Here is a 4450-nt window from a genome sequence, read left to right on the forward strand (position 1 = left end):
GAGATGCCCGGCAGGGCAGAGAGGGGGGCCTCGAGCCGGCCTTCGCAACTATCTACCCGACAAACCCCACTCTTTTGTGCGATCCATCACAGAACGGTTTGTTCGCCGAATGCCCGCAGCGGCAGAGGAACACCTTGGTCGTGCGGGCGATCGTATGCCCCGTGCCGGTGACGAGCTCGGCATTGCCTTCGACCTTCAGCGGTCCGTTGCTGGTCGGGGTTACGGTCAGCGGGCCGTCCCGCGCGTCCAGCACCTGCGCTTCCTTCAGCGGCGGCTCGCCGGTGGCGGTGAAGCCGGCCTTGATGTGGCTGTTGTCGCAGAAGGGCTTGTTCTGCGAGGCGCCGCAGCGGCAGAGCGTGCCGCGCAAGAACGTCTGGTCACCCAGCACGATCTCGGCATGCACCGCCAGCGGGCCGTTTTCGCGCACGCGCACCGTGTTGACCACAGGCGGCTTCTCCTGCGGCCCGCCATCCTTGCGCTTGTAGGTGACGGCGCCCGACGGGCAGTTCTCCGCCAGCGCCACCACCCGTTCTACGCTCGCGGCATCGGGATGGATCCACTCGCCCGGCGCGTTGGGCACGAAGACATGCGGGTTGCCGAGCACGCAATTGCGCGAATGGATGCAGCGCTTGCCGCTGAAGGAAACGTCGATCTTCTCGCCTTCGACCGTGCCTGCCATTTGGGTGGGGTCTCCTGTTGGGGTGGAGACCGGGCTTAGGGCGCGGGAGCGAAGGGCGTCAAGCTGGGAGGATGGGCAGCCTTACAATAGCGACCGTCAGGAGATTGGCGAAAGGAGAGGTGCCGGCTGATCTCCCGCGCCCCCTTGAGCGAGGGTGCCCGCTGCTGTGGCGCGCTAGCCGCCAGATCGTCGCCTCCCTGATCGCTGCGATCTTTACTCAGCCGCCCCTGGCGACCCTGCGCCTAAATCTCCATGCCCCGCGACATCGTCGGTGAGCCACCACGAAAGCGCAAGTTTCAAGCATGCCAGCGCTATCTTAGCGCATATGCCGTTTACGGGGAGAAAGAAGCTGCCGCCAGCGCCGGCTCTCCAGCCGCCGGGACCCGAATACTGGTCGGTCAGGACCCACTGTCCAGAGCTGTCAGGAGCGGCATCGAATGCCGGTTTGCATAAAACGGCAACCGACCTATATCAGGTCACAATTTCCAGCCGGCCGTTTTTCAGCATGTCATCCATCATCTCGATCTCCGGTGTCACGAAAACCTATGCCACCGGCTTCAAGGCATTGAAGGAAATCAATCTCGATATCGAGCGCGGCGAGATTTTTGCGCTGCTCGGGCCGAACGGCGCCGGCAAGACGACGCTGATCTCGATCGTCTGCGGCATCGTCAACCGCTCGTCGGGCAGCGTCACGGTCGACGGCCACGACATCAGCCGGGATTACCGCGCCGCGCGCAGCCTGATCGGGCTGGTGCCGCAGGAACTCACCATCGACGCCTTCGAGACGGTCTGGGCGACGGTGAACTACAGCCGCGGCTTGTTCGGCAAGCCGCCGAACAAGGATTTCGTCGAGAAGGTGCTGCGCGACCTGTCGCTCTGGGAGAAGAAGGATTCCAAGGCGATCACGCTGTCGGGCGGCATGAAGCGCCGTCTGATGATCGCCAAGGCCCTGTCGCACGAGCCGCGCGTGCTTTTCCTCGACGAACCGACGGCCGGCGTCGACGTCGAGCTGCGCCAGGACATGTGGGCGATGGTCAGGCGCCTGCGCGAGGACGGCGTCACCATCATCCTCACCACGCATTACATCGAGGAAGCCGAGGCGATGGCTGACCGCGTCGGCGTCATCAACAAGGGCGAGATCATCCTGGTCGAGGGCAAGGCCGAGCTGATGCGCAAGCTTGGCCGCAAGCAGATGAAGCTGGAGCTACGCGCGCCGCTCGCCGCCTTGCCGGAGAGCCTGTCGCGCTATGCGCTGGAGCTGTCGGGCGACGGCAGCCAGCTCACCTACACCTACGACAACCAGAGCGACCGTCCGGGCGTCGCCTCGCTGATCCGCGACCTCGAGGCGGCCGGCGTCCAGTTCCGCGATCTCGACACCAAGAACAGCTCGCTCGAAGAGATTTTCGTCAGTCTTCTGAGGCAAGAGCCATGAACCTGCGCGCGGTATGGGCGATCTACCGGGTGGAGATGGCGCGTGCCTTCCGCACGGTGCTGCAGAGCATCATCTCGCCGGTCATCTCGACGTCGCTCTATTTCGTCGTCTTCGGCTCGGCCATAGGCTCGCGCATCAACGAGATCGACGGCATCGCCTACGGCGCCTTCATCGTGCCCGGATTGATGATGCTGTCGCTCTTGACGCAATCGATCTCCAACGCCTCCTTCGCCATCTACTTTCCGAAATTCGTCGGCTCGATCTACGAGCTTTTGTCGGCGCCGGTCTCCTATCTCGAGATCATCATCGCCTATGTCGGGGGCGCTGCGACCAAATCGATCATGCTCGGCCTGATCATCCTCGCCACCGCCGCGCTGTTCGTGCCGCTCAGGATCGAGCATCCGTTCTGGATGGTCGCCTTCCTGGTGCTGACCGCGGTGACCTTCAGCCTGTTCGGCTTCATCATCGGCATCTGGGCGAAAACCTTCGAGCAGCTGCAGCTGGTGCCGCTGCTCATCGTCACGCCGCTCACCTTCCTCGGCGGCAGCTTCTATTCGATCCACATGCTTCCCGGCATCTGGAAGACGCTCACGCTGTTCAACCCGGTCGTCTATCTGATCAGCGGGTTCCGCTGGAGCTTTTACGGCAAGGCCGACGTCTCGGTCGGCGTCAGCCTCGGCATGACGCTGGTGTTTTTGGCCATCTGCATCGCCATCGTCGCCTGGATATTCAAGACGGGCTACCGGTTGAGGAACTGACCGAAGTCGAGTTCCTCGCCCCACGACGGGGGGAGGTGGCCCGGCGAAGCCGGGACGGAGAGGGGCCCGTGCCGACGGGTGGAATCTCTCTGTGCGTGGCCTGTTCTTCAGATCAAGGCAATGTGGCGCCCTTTTCACGCCGGGTTCTGGCTTCGCGGATGTCGCCCCCCCTCTCCGTCTCGGGCTTCGCCCGAGCCACCTCTCCCCCGCTTTGCGGGGTGTTTGTGCTGGAGACAAGGTGAACGGGTGTTCGGGGACATCGTGGACGCTTTTGTTCATCACGAACTGCTGGGTTGTTTTTGTTGTTCGGCCTGTGGACCCTGTGGGCAACGCTCAGCGTTGTCCACAAGTCCACAGGTCTCGCTTGCGCCCTGACGTAGGTTCAGGGTGGCAATTCGATGCGAGCAGTAGTGCACGCTGAAGACACCATCCTCGACGGTCGGGCGAAGCGCCACCAGCTCGCCGCGGAATGCCTTGCCGAGTCGCCAGGGTCGGTTCCTGAAGCTGATGAAGCCATCACTGTCGACCTTGCGAACCTGGTCGCCCGGTGCGTACTCGATCGCGGGCAGGACGTCGGGAAAGCTGCGCGGGCTCGGCCGGTAGCGCTCGGCCGGCGTGGCCATGTCGAGTGCTTCGTGTGGTCGTTCGTAGTTATAGCGCGGGCGCCACCGATCGAAGGCTCGCTGGCACTCGGCGAGATCGCCGAAGCTTCGCCCGTTGATCACCTCGGCCTTGAGTGTGCGATGGAAGCGTTCTTCCTTGCCTTGGGTCTGCGGATGGCGCGGCCGACCGTGCAGCACGCGGATGCCGAGCCGCAACAGCCAGACGCTGAAGCCGGTGTAAGGCTCACCGCCGGAATCGCTCCACGGCGAGCCGCCGTCCATCAGCATCGCCAGCGGCAAGCCATAGCGGCGAAAGGTAATCTCCAGCTCCCGGCGTACCGTCCGGCCCTGCTCGTCGCCGCAGGCGGACAGCACCAGGTTGAAGCGCGAGTGATCGTCGAGCGTGGTGAGCGGATGGCAGCGCCCGCCATGGATGGCGAAGTGACCCTTGAAGTCAATCTGCCACAGCTCGTTGGGAGCCTCCCGCTCGAAGCGCTGCCATGGTCCCGGATGTTGCGCTGCTGTCGCCTCCGTCAGCCGATCATGACGACGCAGGATCGCGGTGATCGTGCTCGCCGCCGGGATGACGAGTTCGCCATGTCTCTTCATCGCCTGTCTGATCTTGCGACCGCCCCAGACGTCGTTGCTCTCGTCGCGTACCTGCAACACCCTTGCCTCAATTGCCGAAGCGGTGCGTTGCGGGCTCAAGTGCGGGCGACGCGATCGTTCGACCAATCCAGCCGGCCCTTCCGACCGGTATCGCTCGAGCCACTTATAGCCGGTCGTCGGACTTATCCCGAACCGTCGACAAAGTTCACGCACATTCGCCCACTCTCGCGAGGCAAACTCCACGAACTCTCGCTTCTGATCCATCATGGACACCTCGTAAAACGGCATTCCATCCCTCCCGATCCAAGGATCGGGAAGTGTCCACGATGTCTCCGAACGCCTGTCCACCATCTCCCCAGTCTGTACAGTT

General features: G+C 63.4%; 4 protein-coding genes. 2 read left to right on the forward strand and 2 right to left on the reverse strand.

Going from position 1 to position 4450, the window contains the following annotated elements; all coding sequences use genetic code 11:
* Positions 1-52 precede the first annotated feature (52 nt).
* Positions 53-679, reverse strand: a complete 627-nt coding sequence (locus EOA24_RS28595; RefSeq protein WP_126080256.1) for a CDGSH iron-sulfur domain-containing protein — start codon at positions 677-679, stop codon at positions 53-55.
* A gap of 505 nt (positions 680-1184) precedes the next feature.
* On the opposite strand from EOA24_RS28595, the gene EOA24_RS28600 reads away from it, so the two are divergent.
* Together EOA24_RS28600 and EOA24_RS28605 are read left to right on the forward strand one after the other, a co-directional pair.
* Entirely contained in the window at positions 1185-2111 is a 927-nt protein-coding gene (locus EOA24_RS28600; RefSeq protein ID WP_126080257.1) for an ABC transporter ATP-binding protein, read from the forward strand.
* Positions 2108-2869 (forward strand): ABC transporter permease, encoded by a 762-nt coding sequence (locus EOA24_RS28605; protein ID WP_126080258.1) that lies wholly within the window; start codon positions 2108-2110, stop codon positions 2867-2869. The genes EOA24_RS28600 and EOA24_RS28605 overlap by 4 nt, the downstream gene beginning before the upstream one ends.
* A 278-nt stretch (positions 2870-3147) precedes the next feature.
* On the opposite strand, the gene EOA24_RS28610 is transcribed toward EOA24_RS28605, so the two are convergent.
* A complete protein-coding gene (locus tag EOA24_RS28610) occupies positions 3148-4368 on the reverse strand; it encodes an IS481 family transposase (protein WP_245491057.1) in 1221 nt (406 codons plus the stop codon).
* Positions 4369-4450: the final 82 nt, after the last annotated feature.

Origin of the sequence: Mesorhizobium sp. M2A.F.Ca.ET.039.01.1.1 (assembly GCF_003998035.1) — a bacterium.
GTDB lineage: Bacteria > Pseudomonadota > Alphaproteobacteria > Rhizobiales > Rhizobiaceae > Mesorhizobium.

Excerpts from the sequence above, each read along its gene's own strand:
- EOA24_RS28595 (WP_126080256.1), bottom strand. The coding sequence starts at position 679 with ATGGCAGGCACGGTCGAAGGCGAGAAGATCGACGTTTCCTTCAGCGGC.
- EOA24_RS28600 (WP_126080257.1), top strand. The coding sequence starts at position 1,185 with ATGTCATCCATCATCTCGATCTCCGGTGTCACGAAAACCTATGCCACC.
- EOA24_RS28605 (WP_126080258.1), top strand. The coding sequence starts at position 2,108 with ATGAACCTGCGCGCGGTATGGGCGATCTACCGGGTGGAGATGGCGCGT.
- EOA24_RS28610 (WP_245491057.1), bottom strand. The coding sequence starts at position 4,368 with ATGCCGTTTTACGAGGTGTCCATGATGGATCAGAAGCGAGAGTTCGTG.